Source organism: Candidatus Pelagibacter sp. PS_40 (genome assembly GCF_059417765.1).
This window is the reverse complement of the sequence record NZ_CM182064.1, coordinates 137413-158820: the sequence shown is the minus strand read 5'-3', so window position 1 is coordinate 158820 and position 21408 is coordinate 137413. Positions and strand designations below refer to the sequence as shown.

Annotated in this window: 23 protein-coding genes and 1 pseudogene; 11 read left to right on the top strand and 13 right to left on the bottom strand. The window is 23.2% G+C overall.

The window, feature by feature from the left end:
- Positions 1 to 10 precede the first annotated feature (10 nt).
- The gene (locus AC5SLW_RS00840) at positions 11 to 280 is read left to right on the top strand and encodes a hypothetical protein (protein WP_494575305.1); all 270 of its coding nucleotides are present in this window, start codon (positions 11 to 13) and stop codon (positions 278 to 280) included.
- On the top strand, positions 256 to 1110 hold the full coding sequence (locus AC5SLW_RS00835; protein WP_494575303.1) for a glycosyltransferase: 855 nt from the start codon (positions 256 to 258) through the stop codon (positions 1108 to 1110). The genes AC5SLW_RS00840 and AC5SLW_RS00835 overlap by 25 nt, the downstream gene beginning before the upstream one ends.
- On the opposite strand, the gene AC5SLW_RS00830 is transcribed toward AC5SLW_RS00835, so the two are convergent.
- Together AC5SLW_RS00830 and AC5SLW_RS00825 are read right to left on the bottom strand one after the other, a co-directional pair.
- Positions 1107 to 2267, bottom strand: coding sequence for a glycosyltransferase (locus AC5SLW_RS00830; RefSeq protein ID WP_494575301.1), 1161 nt, complete (start codon positions 2265 to 2267; stop codon positions 1107 to 1109). The genes AC5SLW_RS00835 and AC5SLW_RS00830 overlap by 4 nt on opposite strands.
- 10 nt (positions 2268 to 2277) lie before the next feature.
- The gene (locus AC5SLW_RS00825) at positions 2278 to 3240 is read right to left on the bottom strand and encodes an NAD-dependent epimerase/dehydratase family protein (protein ID WP_494575299.1); all 963 of its coding nucleotides are present in this window, start codon (positions 3238 to 3240) and stop codon (positions 2278 to 2280) included.
- A gap of 73 nt (positions 3241 to 3313) precedes the next feature.
- Between AC5SLW_RS00825 and AC5SLW_RS00820 the strand changes: the two genes are divergently transcribed.
- From AC5SLW_RS00820 to AC5SLW_RS00790, 7 genes are read left to right on the top strand one after another with little or no spacing between them, the layout of a single operon-like run.
- A complete protein-coding gene (locus AC5SLW_RS00820; RefSeq protein ID WP_494575297.1) occupies positions 3314 to 3988 on the top strand; it encodes a glycosyltransferase in 675 nt (224 codons plus the stop codon).
- Positions 3988 to 5256: an O-antigen polymerase gene (locus tag AC5SLW_RS00815; RefSeq protein ID WP_494575295.1), complete on the top strand. Its 1269-nt coding sequence runs from the start codon at positions 3988 to 3990 to the stop codon at positions 5254 to 5256. Before AC5SLW_RS00820 ends, AC5SLW_RS00815 begins: the two co-directional genes overlap by 1 nt.
- Positions 5234 to 5656: a glycosyltransferase gene (locus AC5SLW_RS00810; RefSeq protein ID WP_494575293.1), complete on the top strand. Its 423-nt coding sequence runs from the start codon at positions 5234 to 5236 to the stop codon at positions 5654 to 5656. Before AC5SLW_RS00815 ends, AC5SLW_RS00810 begins: the two co-directional genes overlap by 23 nt.
- 59 nt (positions 5657 to 5715) lie before the next feature.
- Positions 5716 to 6003, top strand: coding sequence for a hypothetical protein (locus AC5SLW_RS00805; protein WP_494575291.1), 288 nt, complete (start codon positions 5716 to 5718; stop codon positions 6001 to 6003).
- A 35-nt stretch (positions 6004 to 6038) separates the two neighbouring features.
- Entirely contained in the window at positions 6039 to 7154 is a 1116-nt protein-coding gene (locus AC5SLW_RS00800; protein WP_494575289.1) for a glycosyltransferase, read from the top strand.
- Positions 7147 to 8211 (top strand): NAD(P)-binding protein, encoded by a 1065-nt coding sequence (locus tag AC5SLW_RS00795; protein ID WP_494575287.1) that lies wholly within the window; start codon positions 7147 to 7149, stop codon positions 8209 to 8211. Before AC5SLW_RS00800 ends, AC5SLW_RS00795 begins: the two co-directional genes overlap by 8 nt.
- Positions 8198 to 8542 (top strand): Gfo/Idh/MocA family oxidoreductase, encoded by a 345-nt coding sequence (locus AC5SLW_RS00790; RefSeq protein ID WP_494575285.1) that lies wholly within the window; start codon positions 8198 to 8200, stop codon positions 8540 to 8542. Before AC5SLW_RS00795 ends, AC5SLW_RS00790 begins: the two co-directional genes overlap by 14 nt.
- A 364-nt stretch (positions 8543 to 8906) precedes the next feature.
- Here AC5SLW_RS00790 and AC5SLW_RS00785 read toward each other — a convergent pair whose 3' ends face one another.
- The 5 genes from AC5SLW_RS00785 to AC5SLW_RS00765 all read right to left on the bottom strand — a co-directional run bounded on the left by AC5SLW_RS00785 (position 8907) and on the right by AC5SLW_RS00765 (position 13070).
- A complete protein-coding gene (locus AC5SLW_RS00785; RefSeq protein ID WP_494575283.1) occupies positions 8907 to 9851 on the bottom strand; it encodes a GDP-L-fucose synthase family protein in 945 nt (314 codons plus the stop codon).
- Positions 9844 to 10581, bottom strand: coding sequence for a class I SAM-dependent methyltransferase (locus AC5SLW_RS00780; protein WP_494575281.1), 738 nt, complete (start codon positions 10579 to 10581; stop codon positions 9844 to 9846). The genes AC5SLW_RS00785 and AC5SLW_RS00780 overlap by 8 nt, the downstream gene beginning before the upstream one ends.
- Positions 10578 to 11684 (bottom strand): DegT/DnrJ/EryC1/StrS family aminotransferase, encoded by a 1107-nt coding sequence (locus AC5SLW_RS00775; RefSeq protein WP_494575279.1) that lies wholly within the window; start codon positions 11682 to 11684, stop codon positions 10578 to 10580. The genes AC5SLW_RS00780 and AC5SLW_RS00775 overlap by 4 nt, the downstream gene beginning before the upstream one ends.
- A gap of 7 nt (positions 11685 to 11691) precedes the next feature.
- Positions 11692 to 12090, bottom strand: coding sequence for a cupin domain-containing protein (locus AC5SLW_RS00770; RefSeq protein WP_494575277.1), 399 nt, complete (start codon positions 12088 to 12090; stop codon positions 11692 to 11694).
- Between the two features lie 149 nt (positions 12091 to 12239).
- Positions 12240 to 13070, bottom strand: a complete 831-nt coding sequence (locus AC5SLW_RS00765; protein WP_494575275.1) for a hypothetical protein — start codon at positions 13068 to 13070, stop codon at positions 12240 to 12242.
- Positions 13071 to 13122: 52 nt separating this feature from the next.
- On the opposite strand from AC5SLW_RS00765, the gene AC5SLW_RS00760 reads away from it, so the two are divergent.
- Positions 13123 to 14478, top strand: coding sequence for a GMC oxidoreductase (locus AC5SLW_RS00760; RefSeq protein WP_494575273.1), 1356 nt, complete (start codon positions 13123 to 13125; stop codon positions 14476 to 14478).
- 101 nt (positions 14479 to 14579) lie between these two features.
- Here AC5SLW_RS00760 and AC5SLW_RS00755 read toward each other — a convergent pair whose 3' ends face one another.
- The 3 genes from AC5SLW_RS00755 to AC5SLW_RS00745 are packed head-to-tail and all read right to left on the bottom strand — an operon-like array spanning position 14580 to position 17853.
- A complete protein-coding gene (locus AC5SLW_RS00755; RefSeq protein ID WP_494575271.1) occupies positions 14580 to 14900 on the bottom strand; it encodes an FkbM family methyltransferase in 321 nt (106 codons plus the stop codon).
- 18 nt (positions 14901 to 14918) lie between these two features.
- Positions 14919 to 16073, bottom strand: a complete 1155-nt coding sequence (locus AC5SLW_RS00750; protein WP_494575269.1) for a glycosyltransferase — start codon at positions 16071 to 16073, stop codon at positions 14919 to 14921.
- The gene (locus AC5SLW_RS00745; RefSeq protein WP_494575267.1) at positions 16066 to 17853 is read right to left on the bottom strand and encodes an ATP-binding cassette domain-containing protein; all 1788 of its coding nucleotides are present in this window, start codon (positions 17851 to 17853) and stop codon (positions 16066 to 16068) included. Before AC5SLW_RS00745 ends, AC5SLW_RS00750 begins: the two co-directional genes overlap by 8 nt.
- A gap of 21 nt (positions 17854 to 17874) precedes the next feature.
- Between AC5SLW_RS00745 and AC5SLW_RS00740 the strand changes: the two genes are divergently transcribed.
- Positions 17875 to 18627 (top strand): hypothetical protein, encoded by a 753-nt coding sequence (locus AC5SLW_RS00740; protein ID WP_494575265.1) that lies wholly within the window; start codon positions 17875 to 17877, stop codon positions 18625 to 18627.
- Here the strand turns inward: AC5SLW_RS00740 and AC5SLW_RS00735 are convergent.
- From AC5SLW_RS00735 to AC5SLW_RS00725, 3 genes and pseudogenes are all read right to left on the bottom strand, one after another.
- Positions 18624 to 19847, bottom strand: a complete 1224-nt coding sequence (locus AC5SLW_RS00735; protein ID WP_494575263.1) for an aminotransferase class I/II-fold pyridoxal phosphate-dependent enzyme — start codon at positions 19845 to 19847, stop codon at positions 18624 to 18626. The two genes, AC5SLW_RS00740 and AC5SLW_RS00735, sit on opposite strands and share 4 nt — an antisense overlap.
- On the bottom strand, positions 19844 to 20572 hold the full coding sequence (locus tag AC5SLW_RS00730; protein ID WP_494575261.1) for a cytidylyltransferase domain-containing protein: 729 nt from the start codon (positions 20570 to 20572) through the stop codon (positions 19844 to 19846). The genes AC5SLW_RS00735 and AC5SLW_RS00730 overlap by 4 nt, the downstream gene beginning before the upstream one ends.
- Positions 20573 to 21407 (bottom strand): annotated as a pseudogene (locus tag AC5SLW_RS00725) (N-acetylneuraminate synthase family protein).
- Between the last annotated feature and the right edge of the window lies 1 nt (position 21408).

Here is a 21408-nt window from a genome sequence, read left to right as displayed (position 1 = left end):
TAAAAAATGAATGTTAAACAAAGAAATTATTATTTTTATACCTTCTATTGAAGGTGGAGGTGTTGAAAAAAACCTTTTTTATTTAGCAAAACATTTTTCTAATAACCTTAAAAAAGTATATTTAATAACTTCAGGAAAAAAATATAAAAATAAACTAAAAAAGACAGAATTAGTCACTCCATTTATAAATGTAGAAAATTTTACCTCTAGAAATATTAAATATTTATTTTGTTTAATTAAATTATTTTTTTTTTATTGTGTACAAATAAAGAGAAGATAATTTTTTCTTTTCAGGCAAATATTTATGCAATTCTAATAGCAAAATTATTTAATATTAAAATTATAGTTAGAGCTAACTCATCACCTTTAGGGTGGTCAAATAATAAATTTAAATTTTTGATATTTAAAAAAATTATATCACTTGCAAACGGCGTAGTAGTCAATAGTAAAGATTTTAAAAAAATATTTGACAAAAAATTTCAATTATCAAGTAAATGTATTTTTAACCCTCTGGATAAAGAAAATATACAAAAATTGTCAAAAAAAAAGGTTCCTAGAATATTTTCCATACAAAAAAAAACTAGATTAATTAATGTTGGACGCTTTGTTGATCAAAAAGATCAAATTACTATTTTAAAATCTATAAAATATATGAAAGATAAATTTAAAATTGATTCGTTTGAGGTTGTTATAATTGGTAAGGGAGCTTTAAAAAATAAATTGAAAAACTTTATAGATAAAAATGATTTGCAAAATGAAATTACTCTTTTAGATTATAAGAAAAATCCTTATCCATATATCAAACAAGCAGATATTTTTTTATTATCTTCAAAATATGAAGGCTTACCAAATGTACTGCTAGAAGCTGCAGCAATGAAAAAATTTATCATATCCTCCAATTGCTCGACTGGTCCAAGGGAAATACTGTCTGATGGAAAATTTGGAAATCTTTTTAAGGTTGGGGACTACAAAAAACTTTCAAATTTATTAATAAAATCACAAAAACGAAATAACAAAAATAAAATAAAATTATGTTATGAAGGTCTTAAAAGATACGATTTTGATAAAAATTTAAATAATTATTTAGAATATATAAATTCTTTTTGCTAAAATAATATTTTTTCCAACTTTTTATAATGATTGAAAATAGTAAATTTTTTACAATATTTTTTTGCTAAAATTTTTTTATTAAAATTTTCTTTATCATTTTCTTTTAAACTTAACACTAAATTTAAATTTTTAACGAAATCAAAAATATTTCCATTCATAAATCCATACCCCCTTTTATTTTCATTTAGAAACTCTTTTGGGCCATTTAAACAATCACTCGATAAAATTGTTAAATTATGCATGGCAGCTTCTAAAATGGCAAACCCAGGATCCTCCCACAAAGCAGTAGAAATAAAAAAATTTGATTTTGTATAAAAATGATTAATGTTTAATGTATAAGGAATAATTTTTACTATATTGTCTGGCAGGTTGTTAATGATCATTTTATTTAATTCATCTTTTTTTTCGCCAGAACCGAGAATTATTAATTTTAAGTCAGGGTGTTTTGTGTAGAGTTTTATAATTCCTGAGATTAGTAAGCCAAAATTTTTTTGTTCAGTTAGTCTTCCAACAGAAATTATATTTTTTTCACTAATATTTTTGTATTTGTGTTCTTTCATTTTTGCTATTGCAATATCTTTCATAATGAAAATTGGATCTTCTAAGACTAAAATTTTTTTATTTCTAAAAATTTTTTTATTTTCTATTAATAATTTTGTTGAGTAGGTTGGTGTAGTAATACAATAGAGTTTTTTAGATAACAATTTCCAATAATATTTTCTAAACCAATTTAATTTTGGGAGACCAGAAATTCTTAAGATAAATTTACAACTATTATGCTTAAAAAAATGGCTAACAAATAAAATAGGAAAAACTATAAGGTGACCGATAACAAAATTTGGTTTATTTTTTTTTATTAAAAAAATTAGTTTTGGTATTGATAGCAAACTTATTAGAATATAAAAAATTCTGCTTTTTAAAAAACCATTTATTGGAAGTTTTATATTTAAATTTAATAGATCTACAAAATCAATTCCTTTTTTATTTAAATCTTCTTTTTGATCGTTCCATTCACCAAAAACATTGATCAGTATTGGCTTATATTTTTTATTTCCAAATTTTTTAATTGATAGTATTGAGTTTCTAACTGCCTTAACAGTTGCTACTTGTTGATTTATATGTGGAGACCAATAATAGACTAGGTTTACTTTATTCAAAATTTAATTTTTAAATTTTTAATTTATAATAACTTTTATACCACTCACATAAATTTTTAATTCCAATTTTAATATTGGTGTATTTATATTCTCCAACAATTTTTTTTAATTCTTTATTTGATCCATGTGTGTTTAAGACATCCGCTTCATCTCGTTCTTGTTTTTTAATTTTTGGTTTTTTAAAATATAAATTAATCTCATTCATAATTTTACTTAGTTTATAAGGATTAGATGATGATATGTTGATTGAACAAAATTTATTTTTTAATTTTTTAAATAAAAGTTTTTCTAAAAGCGAAACAACATCTTTTATATAAGTAAAATCTCTTTTATGATTTCCAAAATTGTATAATGTAAAAATATTTTTATTTACAGATGAATTTATATATTTCATCATAAACATGTCTGGCCTACCCCATTCACCATAAATTGTAAAAAATCTAAGGCCACAAATATTCATATTATATTTTTGTGCATAAATTTTACCTAATTTTTCATTAAAACTCTTGGTCAATGAATAAAGGTTTTTTTCATCTAGCACATAGTTTTCTTTAACAGGTAATTTTTTTGCATCTCCATAGACTGAACTTGATGATGCAAAAAAAAGTTTTTTTACTTTATAATTTTTTGAATTTTCTAAAACATTATAAAATCCATAAATGTTATCATTTAAGTATTTTTCGGGTTTTTCAAATGAAAATCTTACACCTGCTTGAGCTGCAAGATGATAAACATAATCTATTTTATTTGTTTTAAATACTTCATTTGTTTTTTTTTTACTTTTTAAATTAAATTTTATAAATTTGAAATTTTTTTGTGATCGTAAAATATCAAGACGATCTTCTTTCAATTTTACACTATAATAGTTATCAATTGAATCTATTCCGATAACTTTATGTTTTTTATTAGATAGTAATCCTTGTGCTAGACTAAAGCCAATAAATCCTGCACAACCTGTAATTAATATATTCATTATGATTAATAAAATTATTATTCTATATTAAAATATCTTTCATATAAATACAAAATCATATACTTGAAAATACATGAATAATCTAACTTTAATAATTCCAGCAAAATATGAAAGAGAGTCATTACCTGCAGTTCTAGATGAAATTTTAAAAATTAGCTTAGGGTGTAAATTAAAAATATGTCTCTCTAAAAATGACCTGGAGACTATAGATGCTATTAAAAAATATCCTGTAGAAGTCTTATTTCAAAAAAATCTTGGATACGGAGCTGCTATTACAGAGGGTATTGAAAACAACACAAATGAATTTTTTTGCATATTTAATGCTGATGGCTCTTTTAATCCTAATGAACTGCCCAATATGATGAAACTAATGCAGGAAAAAAATTTAGATTTTTTGTTTGCGTCTAGGTATTTAAAAAATTCTGGAAGTGAAGATGATACTTTACTCACCTGGACAGGAAATAAAATTTTTAGTTTAATTGGTAAAATTTTATTTAATCTACCTATTTCAGACATACTTTACACCTACACAATGGGTAGAACATCATCTTTTAAGAAACTATCTGTTAAAGAAAAAGATTTTAGGTTATGTGTAGAGCTACCAATAAAAGCAAAAAAAATTGGCCTAAGTTTCTTAGACATTTCATCATATGAAAGACCTCGTATTGCAGGTAAAAAAAAAGTTAATGCTTTTAGGGATGGTTTTTTAATTTTATTTTGTATGCTAAAATTATTCTTATTAAAGTAATGTTAAAAAAATTTTTATTTTTAAAAAAAGAAAATAATATAAAAATAATTCCATATTTAATAATATGTATTCTTCCTTTGTGTCTATTATCTGGATCTCTATACATAAATTTAGCCGTTATATTAATAGATATTTTTTTTATTATTGAAATTTTAAAAAAGAAAATATTTTCTGAATTTAAAAATATTTTTTTTATTTTGCTTTCATTTTTTTATTGTATTTTAATCTTAAATATTTTTTTTAATACTGGAGACATTTTTTCTTTTGAAAGGCAAATTGGTTTTATTCGCTTTTTAATATTTGTTTTTGCTCTTAAATATTATTTAATTTTTAACTCAAAAAAATATTTTGATAATATACTAAATATCTGGTTTATTTTTTTTCTTATAGTTACCTTTGATGTGTTTTTTGAATTTATTTTTGGATTTAACATATTGGGCAATACATCCTATATGGAAGGTAGACTATCTAGTTTTTTAGGCGCAGAATTAAAAATTGGAAATTTTTATAATGGTTTTATTTTTTTAATAATATCCCATCTTATCTTAAAAAAAAAGATTAACCTATATACTGTTACTTTAATAATTATTTTTTTTACTGCTTCATTTGTAATTGGTGAAAGATCTAATTTCTTAAAAATTTTTATAGGTTTTGTTTTATTTATTTTTTTAGCTAAACAAATTAAATATAAAATCTATATTTTGAGTAGTTTAATTATAATATCTTTTTCTATAGGATTCTTAAATAAAAGCATAAACACCCGTATCAATCAGATAGTTGTTCCAGTTAAGAACATGGGGATAATAAACTATGTAAAAACTAGTCATTATGGGGTCCATTATGCAACTGCTTATGAAATATTTTTACGAAACAAAATATTTGGTATTGGATTAAAACAATTTCGTAACGAAAGCAGAAAAGAAATTTATAAAAATAATGTAAATAATATCTATAATAGAGATAATTGGGCAACTCATCCTCACCAAACTCATTTTGAGGTACTTTCAGAAACTGGAATTATTGGCTACATATCTTTTATTATCATATTTATGATTGCTATATCGATAAGCTTTAAAAAATATTTAGAATCTAAAAATATTTATTTACTATCTGGTCTTATATTTGTTGTAACTAGCTTGATACCAATCCTACCGTCAGGTAGTTTTTTTACCACATATAGTGCTACAATATTTTGGATGAATTTTGCTTTTATGATATCATTTTATAAAAAAAGAGACTCCTTAAATGATAAACCAAAAAACAATTAAGAATAAATTAACACAACCAATTGTTTCAATTATTACTGTAGTGAAGAATGGAGAAAAATATTTAGAGAAAACAATCAAAAGTGTAATTAATCAAAAATATAAGAATATTGAATATGTTATAATAGATGGGTTATCGACAGATAACACCAGAAAAATAATTAATAAATATAGAAAATATATACACATATACAAAAGACAAAAAGATAAAAATTTGTGGGATGCAATGAACAAAGGAATAAAATATTCCAATGGATCAATTCTGGCTTTTATAAATTCTGATGATGTATTCAATCATAACGCTGTAAACTATGCTGTAAAATATTTTAAAAAAAAAAAATTGATTTTATATTTGGCACAGTACACAAATTTTATCGAAAATATGGGTTTAACTCAAACCTAGCTAAATATACTTTTAATTTTTACACAACACATTCCATGGGATTTTTTGTTAAAAGAAAAGTGCATGAAGAAATAGGGTTTTATAATATTAAATTCTTAAGCGCTGACTTGGATTTTTTTTTAAGAATGTTGTTTTCAAAAAAATACATTGGATCAGGTACTAAAAAAACAGAATTGTTTGGATATTTTAGGCCAGGAGGGTTTTCTTCAAAAATAAAGTACAGAACTCACCTAAAAGATCTAAACGAAATTAGAATTAATAATAACCAAAATAAGTTTTTTGTTTACTTGCTATATTTAATTAAAATAATTAAAAATTTAAAAAAATTTATCTTAAATATTCATTAATGCATTTAAGTTTATATTAAGATTAAATTAAAATTATGAAAAAAGTAAAATTAATATTTTTTCACCCTTACTCTTTTGGTGGTGGCTCAGATAATTCTCTATATAGATTAATTAAAAAATTAAATAAAAAAATTTATGATATTGATTTTATAAGCTTAAATAAAAGTATTTTGAATAATAAAATTACTGATATTAATTTTATCAAATTAAATTCATCAAGAACCATTTTATCAATTTTTGAAATCAGAAAAATCTTAAAAAAATACCAAAAGAAAAATAAATATAAAAAAATTATAATGATTTCTAATCAAAATTTTGCAAATTTAGTAGCAATATTCTCTAAATATAAACTGTCGTTTATAAAGCTTATTACTGTGGATAGAAATCACATAGATGAATTATATTTTTTTAAAAATTATTTAGATTTTATTAAGAAAAAAACAATCTTAATCTTAATGAAATTTTTTTACAAAAAAGCTGATGTAAGGATTGGAATTAGCAAAAAATTATCTAAAGATTTATCTAAACATGTAAAGTCAAAAATCAACACTGTTTATAGCCCCTCATATGACAAAAGCATAATAGAGTTAGCAAAAAAACAAAATGTTAAATTAAAAAAAAATGAAAAGTTTTTTATTTGTGTCTCAAGATTCTCAAAAAGAAAAGATCACAATACGTTACTAGCAGCTTTTTCAATGATTAAAATTAAAAAAAAATTCAAACTTATTTTAGTTGGCTTTGGTCCAGAAGAGCAAAATATAAAACTCTTAATAAAAAAATATAACTTAGAAAATGAAGTTTTGATGATTAAAAATTTGCACAATCCCTTTTGGCTCATAAAAAAATCATCACTACTAATTGTAACATCAGTCTATGAAGGCTTTCCGAATGTAATTGTCGAAGCTTTGACTTTAGGTACACCTGTAATTTCCACAAATATGAATGCAGGTGCTTCTGAAATCTTATTGAATGGTCGTGGTGGAGATTTGGTAAAAGTGGGAGATGTTTTAAATTTAAGTAAAAAAATTAGTCATTTCATAGCTAATCCTAGTAAATTAAAAAATAAAATGTTAATAGCAAGAAAAAATCTCTTCAGATTTGATGTGGAATCACATCATAAGATCTATAATAAAATTTTTAAAAATGTATAAAAAAAAATTAGCAATTATTGGTGCTGGATTTTATGGTTGTACGGCTGGATTAGTTTTATCAAAAGATTATGATATCGAAATATTTGAAATAGAAAATGATATTTTAAACTCAGCATCTAAAATTAATCAATTTAGATTTCATAGAGGCTATCATTATCCAAGATCACAGAAAACAATAAATCAAATTAAATATTCATATAAAAAATTTATAAACTTTTATGGTAAAGATGTCCTAAAAAGTACAAATAACATTTATGCTATCTCAAAAAAAAATAGTCTTACAAGTTTTAATAAATATATAAAAATACTTAATAAAAATAACCTTTATTTTAAAAAAATATTTAATGAACAGTTATTTTCTAATCTTATTGAGGGTGCCATTAAAAGTAATGAAAAAACATTAAATTATTTTAAAATTAAAAAAAAAATGACTCAATTATTAAAGAAATCTAAGATTAAAATTAATTTTTCTACACTTGTAAATAAAAAAATTCTTAAAGATTTTGATAAAATCATTATTTGTAGCTATGCTAACAACAATCAAATTTTAAAATCCTTAGGTGTTAAACCTGTATCAGAATATAGATATGAGTTAATTGAGAAAATTATTATCAAACTACCCTCTAAATACAAAAATTTAAGCCTTGTTGTTTTAGATGGTAAATTTGTATGTTTAGACCCTTATGTTGGTACTAAATACCATTTACTTAGTGATGTAAAACATTCTAAAATTGAGGTTATCAATAACAAACTTCCTTATTTTAAAAACTTTAAGAAAAAACTAATTAACAACACAGTTCATAAGAATATTAAAATATCTAATTATAAAAAGTTTATAGATAGTAGCAAAAAATACTTACCGTTCATTACAGAAGCAAAATATATCGGTTCTTTTTTTGTTACAAGAACAATTAAATGTAATGTAGAAAAAACTGATGAAAGAACTACAGAAATAAAAAAAATAAATAACAAAATATATACTATATTTTCTAGTAAGTGGAATGGTTGTGTTGCAACTGCAGAACAATTAAAAAAAAAGCTTAATGAAGAAAATTAACCTTATTGGCTATGGAAATTGGGGAAAAAAAATTTACCCCATTTTAAAAAATATTAAAAATACAAAAATAAACGTAATAAAAAAAAAAGATGGTATTCTAAATAAGTCCTCACTAGATATGATTCTAACTAATAACGAAACACATTTTGAGTTGGTAAAAAGATCTTTACTTAAAAAAAATAATGTTTTTTGTGAAAAACCCTTAACCACATCTAAATTACAAGCTTTGAAATTATATAAATTGTCATCCAAATATAAAAAAAATATATACGTTTGTGACATAGAGAATTTTAAAAAAAAAAAATTAAGATTAAAAAAACTAATAATATAACTAGAACTAAACATTCTTTAATTAAAGATAATATTTTGTGGAGACTCGCATATCATGACTTATCTTATCTTTATAAATATATTCAGACAAAAAAATTAACAAATATTCAAATAACAAATAATAAGATTGGTAAAATTTGTTTTGTCCTAATTTTTGAAGATATTAAATTTAACTTTTACTACAATTTTAATTCAAGGATAAATAAACATACTTTCAATGGAATTAATCTCCTTTCATCAAAAGATTACTATAAAGGAATGATAAGTGAGGTTTTATTAAAAAAAGTCAATTTTTATGAGAATAAAAAAATATCACTATTCTGTATTAAAATAATAAATAATATTCTTAAGATTGGCAAAATTGACTAATCATAATTCAAGATTTTAAATCTTTTTTTATATGATTCTATAGTCATCAAGGTACCCTTTGATAAATTTGTCTGTGGTTTCCATCCATATTTTTTTGCTATATCTGGATTAAGTAATTTTCTTGGTGTGCCATCACTTTTACTATTATCAAAAATAATTTTACATTTCGGGTATATAATTTTTCTTAAGAAATCTGCATAATATTTTATTGTATGATCAGTTTTATTACCCACATTTATAAGATATTCTGTTGTTTTAGTTTCTAAAAAAAAAACAACTGCTTTTGCTACATCTCCAACATACATAAGTTCTCTCTTTGCTTTACCTGTTCCCCAAAGTTTAATGTAATTTTTTTTTCTTAATTTTGCATCAAACAGTTTTTTAATAATAGCTGGATAAAAATGAGATGTTTTTAAATCAAAGTTATCATTTCCTCCATAAAGATTTGGTGGCATCAAACATCTATAATTTCTTTTATATTGAGTATTATAGCTTTTACACATCTCTATGCCAACAATTTTTGCTAATGCATAGGGTTGGTTTGTTGGCTCCAATTTACCAGTTAAAAGATAATCTTCTTTCATGGGTTGCTTACAATATTTCGGATAAATACAACTTGATCCAAGTATTAAAATATCATCAATATTATTTTGATGTGCAGCTTGAATAATATTACATTGGATCATCAAATTTTGATAAATAAATTCAGCAGGAAAATTTTTATTAGCAAGTATTCCACCAACTTTTGCAGCTGCAATAATAATACAATCAATTTTATTTCTTTTAAAAAAATTATTTACTTTACTTTGATTGGTTAAATCTAGCTGTTTTTTTGATCTTAAAAAAATATTATTATAGCCTCTAAATTTTAATTCCTGCAAAATAGCATTTCCCACTAAACCTCTATGACCTGCCAAAAATATATTATTTTTCTTATCCATTTTTTTTAATTATTGCTAATGCTGAAAAATCTTTATCAGTTATATCTTTAAAATTCATCAAATTTGTAAGCTTCATCAAAGTAAAATTTTTTTTAAAATATTTTTTTATATCGCTCTTATTAAATGATTTCATTATATGTTCTTCAAAGAATAGATATTTTTTTTGTTTTTTTTTTGAAATAAAAAAATTATATTTTACATTAAATACATTTTTTTTCTTTTTTTTTATTATACTCTCTCTTACAATTTTGGTATTTTTATATTTTATTTCTCGAATATTGTTATTTAATTCATTTTTTTTTGTATATTCCGAGTTCCAAAAATCAAAAATTATATATCCACCCGGTTTGGTAATTAGTTTGAGTTTGTTTACAATTTTATGGATATAAGTCTTATTAGTAAAATAACTGAAAACATGAAATAATAAGATAATTTTATCGTATTTATTATTTTTTGATATATCAAGAATTTCTAATTGTTTAAAAGTTATGTTTTTTTTTGAATATTTTTTTTTTGCAATTTTTATCATCTCAAGACTTTTGTCTAAAGCTAAAACCTGACCACAATGTTTAGAAAGTTCAAAAGAATGATTCCCAGTGCCGCAGCCAATTTCAAGTACTTTCTCTTGTTTGTTAAATTTAACTAATTTTTTTATATTTTTAACTTCTTTAGAATATTTTTTATTTTTATAAAATAAATCATAATATTCTGAATATTTATTAAAATTCATTTAATTATTTTTTTTACTTCATTTATAATATATCTGATTTCTTTATTCTTTAGCGCTGTACCAGAAGGTAAATAAAAACCATTTTTTGATAAGTATTCACTATTTTTAAGTATTTCTTTTCCAAATTTTTTAAAAATTGGCTGTTTGTGAATTGGCCAAAAAAAAGGTCTTGTTTCTATACCTTTTTTAAGTAATTTTTTACACAACATTTGTCTGTCTAATTTTAACTTATTATTATTTTTTAAAACTAAACCAAAGACCCAATATATATTTTTTGAGAATATATTATCTTTTTGAGGTAAAAAAATATTTTTTAAATTTTTGAGACCGTTTTGATACATATTTCCAATTTCTATCTTTCTTTTAATAGTAAATTTTAATTTTTCATATTGAGCTAAACCAATAGCCGCTTGTATATTTGTATATCTATGATTAGAACCAATTTCACTATGAATAAATCTAGGCGTACTAAAAAATAAATTAATTATACTTTTGCATCTATCTGCAATATTTTTTTTATTTGTCAAAATCATACCACCTTCACCTGTGGTTATGTGTTTATTGGCATAAAAACTGAACGTAGTGATATCTCCATAATATCCACAATATTTATTATCATAATATTTTAAACCCATTGCTTCTGCTGCGTCTTCTATTATTTTAAAAGAAAATTTTTTTTTTAATTTGATTATTTCTTTTATATCTGATGCTAGTCCATAAATATGAACCACTATAATAGCTTTTGTTTTTTTTGTTATTTTTTTTTTTAATTTTTCAATATCCATATTCCAATCTCCAAAATTACAATCGACTGGTACTGGTATCAGTCCATTTTTTACTATTGCATTAAAACAAGAGATTATAGTAAATGAAGGCAATATTACCTCATCTCCCTTTTTAAGATTTAATGATTGAATTGCTGTTTCTAGAGCAGTTGTGCCATTAGTAGTTGATATAGCATATTTTTTTTTGATTAATCCTTGTATTTTTTTTTCAAATAAATAATTAAATTTTCCTGATCCTGAAATCCAATTTGTATCTATGCATTCACTGATATATTTTTTTTCATTTCCCAATAAGTTAATTGAATTTACTCTTATCATTATCTAATTATTTTAGCCTAATTAAATCATCTGAATGATAAGGTCCTAACTTAACCTCTATCATTTCTAGATCATCAATTACTTCAAATCCATGAGCTCCATCTTGTATAAGCATCACATCATTGGGTTTTAATATTTTATATTCTAAAAAATTAAAATTTTTAGGATCATAAAAATTAACTTTTAGCTTACCCTTTTTAACAAAAATAGTTTCTACACATTTTTTACTAATTCTATCTATTTTTCGATGATAATGAGGTTCAATTATTTTACCTTTTTTAAAAATTAAACTTCCAATTTGCATGCTAGCCGAATCTTCTGTAAAAAAATTATGTCCATCATTATTATAATTTGCTCTGATTATAATAGCGTATACTTTTTCCTGATTTTTAATAATTTCAATCATATTACAATTAATTTTATTGGATTAATTTAAATTAAATTGTAACCTACTTTAATTATAAATAATATCTAATAAACTAAAAGCAATACTATTCCGCATTTCGAATATTAACTCAATTTAGTAAGTTTTTAATTTGTCTTTAATTGTAATTATCATATTTTTACAATTTTATTAATTTGAAGTTTACAATCTGTGATATTTTTCTGATTGCCTTGTTTATCTATTGTGCTAGATCTAATACACGTTTCCCAATATCTGTAAAAAGTTTTTTTAAAAAAATTATTAAAAATTATAGGTAACTTTATAATAATAAATTTATTACTAAAGTATTTTTTGTTACAGTAATTTAACATATCAAATCGTGATAGAAATGAAAGGTTGTCATTCCAGTATGATATTAACTTGTATTTAGTTTTGGTAGTTAATAACTTTTTGAGATTTTCCAAAATACTTTGGTAATAAATCCCATGTAAATTATTATTTACTAAAATAATATTAGTTTTCTTTAATATTGAAAGATATGCCCCCAGAAAAGAAGTATCATTATCAAAAAATATTTTTTGCAATCTTATAATATTTAATTTTTTTAAATTAAATTTTTTTTGAAGAAATACTTCCATGCAATATTTATAATAGACGTAATTACTTGTTATATTATTTCGATTAAATCTTTTTAATTTTTTTCTTACAAGTTCTTCACTGCTAAAATAAATATATTTTTCAATTTTATTAAAATGTTTGTCTACAAATTTTTTTTGCATTCTTAAAGTTTTCATTATATCTGGTATATTTGCATAATTTGATATTCTTATGCAGTCTATAACTATATGTGGCTGGTATTTAAAGCTTGGTATATTTCTAAATGTAAATTCATTTTTTTTTGCTACTCTTGTAATTCTAATAATTTTAAATTCTTTTAAAAATTTTTTATTAATGTGTGTCGCTAATCTAGAATTTGCCCCTAGTATATAAATATTTTTCATAAATTTGTTAATTGATAATTTACAGTTATAATTAATTATTTTATAAAAAGATATGATATATGATTTTGTAATTATTGGTACTGGACCTGCTGGCTCTTTATTGGCTTGGCTGCTCTCAAAGAAAAATTATAAAATATGCATGATTGAAAGAGCAAACAATAAAGCAATAATATCAAATCCGTATGTGCAAAAATCAAGTTTTCATTATTTACCTTTATTTAGTAATAAATTAGGTGGAAATTCTGAACTTTGGCACAATAAAATATTTCTGTTAACAAAAGATGAGTTTGATAAGAAAAAATGGGGTTTTTCTTATACAAGTCTCAAGAAAACTAGTTTGGAATTAGAAAATAAACTTAATATTCCTAAAAATAAAATTAAATTTTTTATCAATAAGAATATTAAAATTTCTCAGTCTATTAGATATAACTTTAATAATATTTATAAATATTTTAAAATTGAAAGTAATAAAAATATCACTGTAATAAAAGAGAGCAGTATATCTAAAACATATCAAAAACATAAAAAAATTATAGATAAAATAGATATCATAAATTTTAAAGGTGAAATACAGACGATTAGCATTAAAAATTCTTTAATTTTGTGCTCTGGTGGTCTTGGCAATACTCATCTCATTTTAAACTTATTTAATGCAGTAAAAAAAAATAAAGCTTCTTTAGCAGATCATCCCCATATTAAAATTGGTAATTATAATGAGAAAGAAATAAGTCACTTACTTGATTTTAAAAAATATTACTTAAATGGAAACATGTTTGAAAAAAATATATATTTTAAAATTAAAAATACATTTGCTGTAACACAAATAGCTGTTTATTCTGCAGAAGATTTTATCAGAAAGTATATTAAAAAAATTTATAACTCAAATAAATATACAAATAAAAAAATTTATTTTTTCTTAATCAACTTATATTATTATTTTTTCAAAATAATGAATTACTGTAAAAGAATAAGATATAATCAGACATTTTGTTTGGAAATCTCATTCTCACAAAATCCTAGATCTGGAAGTATTGCATTAAGTAATTCTTATGACAGATTTGGACTAAAAAAGATTAATATTAAATGGGATTTTTTTAAGGGTGATATTAGGATTTATAAAGAAATTGTTAAAAAAATTACAAAAATTTTAAGTATTAATAATAAATACAGATTAAATAAATCTTTCGAAAATGTTTACGTTGGTCAACATCCAAGTTGTAGTACGCCAATAACAAAAAATCTAAAAATTATTGGTGTTGATAAAAATCTAAAACTTAATGGTTATAAAAATGTATACACAATCGGTTCTAATGTTTTTCCAGAAAATGGATTTACTAATCCTACATGGACTATAATGACACTAACATTAAAGCTTACAAGATATTTATTAAGATATTCTATTAAATAAAATATCTACTTGAAGAGTTTCACCTGAAGATCTATTGCCAAATACTCGATCTAATGACCAAACTTTAAATTTTTTATTTTCTAAATATTCAATAACCTCTTTTAAAGATGGTTGCCCTCTATATTTTGATCCCTTGCTGCTAAGGCATAATTAAAAATTTTCCAATTTTTGTATTTGTTCGCTGTATTAATTAAATGACTAAATGGCTCTTTTGCTGGCTCAAAACTGATAGTTCTCATAAAAGGAAATCTTTTTAATATTTTTTCAACAAAATTACCTTCATGAGCTCCTACATCTATAATTGATTGAATATTTAAATACTCTATTGACTTAAGTAAGTTTTCCTGAGGATTATAATAATTTTTTTCTTTAATTAAGATTATTTTGAAAAACTTAAAAATATTTTTTATTAATCTTTTCATGAAATATTTTAATATACTTTATTGAATCTCTGCAAGTTTTTTATTTAAATCATAAGTAAATTTTCGATCTAAGTCTCTATAATATTCATACATTCTTGCTCCATTATTAATTACTGTTTCTCTAATATCTTGTTTTTGAGCTACTTGGATTGCATTTGATAAACTTAAAGGACTTTTGTTATCAAAATATATAGCCCCATCTCCAGCAATTGAAGCAAAAGAAGATGGGTATAAGACTGGAATCTTAAGATACCAAGCTTCAAATAAAGGTATATTGGCTGGACCAAAGAGACTTGGATAAACAATTAAATCACAATTATTATAAATAAAATTCATTTCTTCATTTGGCAAGCTTTCAAAAATAAAAAATCTATTATTTAGTTCTTTTTTATTTATCAAATTTTTTATATTAGAAAGGTAACCTCTATCATTTCCAGCTAGTACATAATTAATTGATTTATCTTTTAAGTAATCTTGAGCTTCTATTAAAAGTTTATGATTTTTATGGCTTAAAAAATTTGAGGGATAAAATATGAATTTTTTTTTTATTAATGAAGGTATTATAGTTTGATTTACTACTTTTAAATTTTTGGATATATCAAAATATTTTATTAAAATTTTATCACTTTTAATCTTGTATAAATTAATCAATTTATTCTTAGTATCCTCACTTTCTGCAATAATTAAAAACACATTATTAACTTTATTTTTTAAAAAATACTCCCTTGACTCAAACTCTTTAAGTTTTAAGAACTCTTCTAAATTTGGATAATCCAGATGACATAGGTCTAAAACAGTAGCTATAATTGGAATTTTGTTGATAAGATCTGAAATACCATAAAAATGAGGAATATAAATCACTGAGCATCCCTCATTTAAAAGTTTTTTTTCAAATAAACTGTTTAATATTTTATATCTTTTTAATTTTGGAAATATTTTTAAAATTTTTTTAAAAATTTTATCTAATAATGATATTTCAAAAATTTTTGATGTGATTCCATTTTTTTCAAGTGAATTTTGTACTTTATAATTTGATGAAATTACCTTTATGTTAAATTTACTACTCAGGTTTTTTTTTAAAAAATTATACTGATCTATTGCATAATACCATTGTCCACCCTGTTTAGGTGTAACATTTACGTAATAGAATAAATTTAGTGAATTGCTAACCATGAAGTTTTTGAAAATATTTATTTTTTTCTAATAAATACTTGTACGATCCACTCCCAGAAATTTTTCCATTTGATAATAAATAAATTTTGTTACATATTTTTAATGTACTTACCCTGTGCGCAATAATTATAATTGTTTTTTTCTTTTTTAGCCTTTTTATAGACTTAATAATCTCTTTCTCAGTTAAACTATCTACTGCACTAGTCGCTTCATCAAAAACAATTATATCTTTTTCAAAATATAATGCTCTAGCTATAGCCATTCTTTGTCTTTCTCCTCCAGAAAATTTTAATCCATTATCTCCAATTTCAGTATTAAGGCCCTCACTAAGTGTATTTATCTTATTACTCAAATTTGCAGCCAAAATTGATTCTTTTACTTTTTTTAAATCAACTTCACTACTTTCGATACCGAACGCAATATTATTCAATACACTTGTATTAGCAAAATAAGGGTTTTGTGAAACAAATGCAAAATTAGAAATCCAAGATTTTTTCTGATTTTGTTTTAACACTTTTCCGTCTATAAGTATTTTTCCTTTAGTTGGTTCTATGATGGTCATAATCAGATCTACTAGTGTACTTTTTCCTGAACCTGTTTCTCCAGCAATACCAATAATAGAATTTTTTTTGATCTGAAATTTATTAATTTCTAAAATATTTTTTTTATCTTCTTTAGAATATGAAAATTTTAAATTTCTAAAACTTATACTTTTTTTAAAATTGAATTTATTTACTTTCCTACTTAAAGATGCAGACCCTGATGTATTATTAACAATTTTATTTTTATGTTTATCAAAAAGTACTTTACCATTTTTAATATTAACAATAGACATGTATATCTGTTGAAAAGATGGCAATAATTTTAAACCGGCAAATGCATAAATAGCTAAAGTTGGCAGTATACTTTTTGTTCCAAAACCTAAAATCAAAGCAATCAAGATTGATAAAATAATTACAATATATGAAAATGCCTCCACCACAAATCTTGGTAATTGCACAATTAGACCTAGACGTACCGCTGGTTTTATATGTTCATAATTAACAATATTAAAGTTTTTTTGGAAGTAATTTTTTAAATTGTAAATAATTATCTCTTTTATTCCTTGGAAGGTATTGAATATCAGTTGATTTCTTTTTTTAAACAGTTCAGACTCTATTTTGGTATGTTTATGAATTATTTTTTTTACGTTAAATAAAATTAAATAATAAATTAATGAAAATACTAAAATTCCAATTATTACTACATATGGATTATAAATGGCCAATATAATTGAAATACTGATAACTAATATTATTTTATGAGATAAATTAAGAAGTGGCGTAATTAATTTTACAGAAATAATAGAACAGTCATGGCTAATTACCCTTACAATACCGGAATAACTATTATTTACATGAAAAGACCAAGGTTTAGCTAAATAATAGCTAAATAATTTATTGTTAATAAACGCATTCACTTGATGGCCAACTGTGAGCATTTTAGTATTAATAAATATTGATAGAGCAAAACTTAAAATGACTAGAATTATCAGATATAATGAAAAAAAAATTAGTAATTCATCAACACTGCCTTTGAAAATTTTTTCAAAATAATCTTTGATATACATATTTTTTTTCAAAATCTCAGGATTATTAATTATTGAAATAAAAGACGCCAATGATCCAAGCATTAGTACTTCAATACATGCTTGAAAAATATTCAAAAATTGTAGAATTAAAATTTTTTCTTTTAAATCTTTATTTAAAGTTTTATAGATTTGGAATACTAACTTTAGCATGAAAAAATTAATTAATTTATAATGATTTTATTAAAACCTATATTATTTAAAATATACTACAATTGTATATATCATTATAAAAACTTATTTATTAGAAGAAAACAGACAATTTATCCAAAAATTATTGATGTTTTGTGTAGAGGAGAAAGTCTAAAGTTTTTTACTAAAATTAAAAGTAGAAATAATGTCGATTTAATTATTTTGGCTAACTTTGAAAAAAATGACATTTGTGATAGCAAAATATTAGATATTATAAAAAACATACCTATTACGATTGTTTCTAATATTTCAGAGCCTATTCTAAAGCTATCTAGCTTAAAATCAATTTATCTTGACGAAGTATTTATTAGCAGAATTAGTGACGGTAGAGATAACAAAAGTTTATATTTAAAAAGAAACAATTTTAGGCTTAATTCTATTTCAAGGAATGTAAAGTTTATTAACTCAAAATTTTTGTCAATTTATAATAATATAAATGTTAATTCTGAGGGAAATTGGAATACTGGTTTATACAGTTTGTTTATAGCATGTACCAAAAACCCAAATGAAATTAACTTATATGGAATGGATTTTTTTGAGACTGATTATTTTAATGGTGGCGTAAAATACAAGCTAAGCAATATTGAAATAAATGAAAGATCAATTGAAATGGTTAAAAGTTTTAAAAAAACTTTTGATGCTATATTAAAATTTTTTCCAAATATTAAATTTACAATTTATACAAAATCTAAAATAACTTCTAATTTTCTAAATGTTAAAATTAATCTAGTTTAATATTTTTTAAAAAAATCTAAGGTTTTGATAAGAGCGTCAGCTTGCTTACTTATTTCATTTTTATTTTTTTGATTGGTTGTAAAGTTCATTAAATTTTTTTGTAAGTGTGTTGCAACTGGCGTTTTTGAACATATTAATTGGCATTTATCTTTGCAATTTTTATAACAATAACCAATATCATATTTTTTAAAAGCTGGTTCTTGATGTAATAGTTTTGATGCTGCATAGATTCCATCTCCACCAAAATATATATATTTTTTTCTAAACGACTCCCAAGAAACACTGTAATTTGCTCCCAAATATAATGCTGAAAATGTATAGTAGGTATGCTGTTTATTTTTTAGGATTGATTGAACTTTGAAAAATTTATTATTTTTTAAAATTTTGCTATAACTTTCACCAGAATTTATTCTTTTTTTTATATAAAAATTAAAATTTTCCAGTTGAGCCAAACATACTGCTGCTGCTAATTGATTTATTCTAAAATTATATCCAATTTCGCTAAATCTAGTCCAATTAGGATTTTGAAATTTATCTTTATTTATTCTAATCCTTCCAGTTTTGGCAGTTATGGTTTTAAAACCAAGTCCTGCAATTTGCCGTATTTTTTTTGCAAGCTTTTTATTATTTGTGCTTACCAATCCTCCATCACCACAAGTAATTTGTTTTGAGTTTTCAAAACTCCAAACTCCTATATCACCAATAGTTCCACTTATTCTGCCTTTCTCATCTTTGCCATAAAAACATTGAGCACAATCTTCAATAATTGGCAGATTATATTTTTTAGATAATTGTATGATTTTTTTCATATCACATACAGCTCCATACATGTGAACTACCATTATACACTTTGTTTTTTTAGTAATTTTTTTTTCAAGATCTTTGGTGCACATCAAGAAAGTTTCAGAATCTGAGTCAACGTAAACTGGTGATGCTCCGGTGTAATGAATTGATAGTCCACACATTAAAGGTGTAAGTGCTGGAACTAATACTTCATCTCCATTTTTACAGCCAAGAGCCAATAAAGCTGTGAATAAACCAGATGTTCCTGAATTAACTGCTATGGAATATTTTACATTATGTGTTTTATTAAATTTATCCTCAAGTAATGAGCTAAATGCTCCATCAGATCCGGCTTTAAAACCTTGTTTTAAAACCTCACTAACATAATTAAGTTCATTACCCTTAAATCTCCAATTTAATTTTTTTTTATTAATCATTTAGATAATTTTTTTTGTCTATTTTTCCACTCAATATTTTTAAAGAAATTAATTTTTTTTAAATCTGGATTTCTAAGTACAAGATTATGGATTTTTTCTCTAGTTATTTTTTGTTTTAGTATTAATTTTATAGTCATTAGAAAAATATAATCCTCATAATAATCTAAAGTCAATCTTGATTTGGTTATAAACTCAGAATTTGATAAAATTGCACTTTTACCTCCTTTTATGTATTTAGTAATCATCTCAGTATCTTTATTGCTATTATTCATTTTAGATAATTTTTTTTCTAAAAATTTAACATTAATTGAATAACCTTCTGACGCCTCTCCTTTTGAAGAAATTAAAGATGGATACACTATATCAAGTTTATTTTTTATTAATAAATTAATACTTTTTTTTATTTGTTTTGTGCAAAAAAAAGGATCGTCTGCATCTAGAGTATGAAAGTATTTTAGATTATATTTATTGGCAGTGTCTAACCATCTTTTTAGTTTATTTTTTTCAGATCCTCTAAAAAAATTTATTTTATGACTTTTTGCAATTTTGCACAATATATCATCTGACTTTTGTTTTGTTGTGGAAAGTATTGGAGATAAATTGTTTTGTTTGGCTATAGTAATAATATACGAAATTACGTTTTGATCTCCAAAAGGAAGTAGACATTTTTTTGGAAGTCTTGATGAATTTGTTCTTGCCGTAATAAGAACGGAGTATTGTTTCATTTAAAGGCTTACTGATCTAAGTTTTTCTTTTATCTTAATTTCAGTTTCAGTAACAGTTTTTTTGCCATTGCCCAATATTTTAGGAATTTTTCTGATTGTCTCTACAAAGCTATTTAAAGCTTCAACTTCAATTGATGCCGCCTGATCTGATCCATACATAGCTCTATCTAATGTAATGTGCCTTTCAATCGAAGTCGCACCTAAAGCAATGGCTGTTGTGCAAACTTTTAATAAACTACTTTCATGTCCTGAATAGCCAACATTACATTTAAATTTATCTCTAAGCATAGGAATACAAAGTAAATTTGCATCTTCTTCTTTCATTGGGTAGCTGCTGTTACAATGCATTAATTCAAATTCACACTGATTTTTCCTAAAAATATTTATAGCTACTTCTATTTCTTCGAGTGTTGACATTCCTGTCGATATGAAGGTTTTTTTTTTCTTTTGCTATCATTTCTAATAATTTAGTAAATGTTAGCATCGGTGAGGCAATTTTATTAAATGGAAGATTATAATCTTGTAAAAACTTTTGCGAATTAATATCCCATGCTGAAGCAGACCAATCTATATTTAATTCTCTACAATACTCATTAATTTCATCATATTCTTTTTTTTCAAACTCAAGGCCTTTTTTTTGATCCCTTTGAGTTTTGCCCCATGGACTGTCTCTTAAACCATCAAGATATTCTTTTGAATAAACTAAATCTAAATCCCTCTTTTGAAATTTAACGGCATCAAATCCAGCTTCTTTTGATTTTTTAATCAATTCTTTGGCAATTTTTAGGTCGCCATTATGATTAATTCCAATCTCTGCTATTAAGTATACACTCATA